This is a genomic window from Vibrio brasiliensis LMG 20546, from assembly GCF_000189255.1.
GTDB classification, from domain to species: Bacteria; Pseudomonadota; Gammaproteobacteria; order Enterobacterales; family Vibrionaceae; genus Vibrio; species Vibrio brasiliensis.
This window is the reverse complement of the sequence record NZ_AEVS01000041.1, coordinates 1-251: the sequence shown is the minus strand read 5'-3', so window position 1 is coordinate 251 and position 251 is coordinate 1. Positions and strand designations below refer to the sequence as shown.

Sequence of the window (251 nt, the reverse complement as noted above, 5' to 3'; positions counted from 1 at the left end):
TACAACGTTATCTTGATTTTACCAATTATCGAGATGACTACAGAATAAGTTGCGGAAGTGGCGGAATTGGTAGACGCACCAGATTTAGGTTCTGGCGCCGCAAGGTGTGAGAGTTCAAGTCTCTCCTTCCGCACCATTCTTAAGTCTCTTTAATTAGAGCACTGCAGGTCTATCGCCAAGCGGTAAGGCAGCGGCTTTTGATGCCGCCATTCCCTGGTTCGAATCCAGGTAGACCTGCCATTACAATGTTA

Annotated in this window: 2 tRNA genes; both read left to right on the top strand. The window is 47.0% G+C overall.

Annotation, left to right across the window (positions count from 1 at the left end):
• Positions 1 to 51: 51 nt before the first annotated feature.
• Positions 52 to 136: transfer RNA gene (locus RH46_RS06690), tRNA-Leu, on the top strand.
• Positions 137 to 165: 29 nt separating this feature from the next.
• A tRNA-Gln gene (locus RH46_RS06685) sits at positions 166 to 240 on the top strand.
• Positions 241 to 251: the final 11 nt, after the last annotated feature.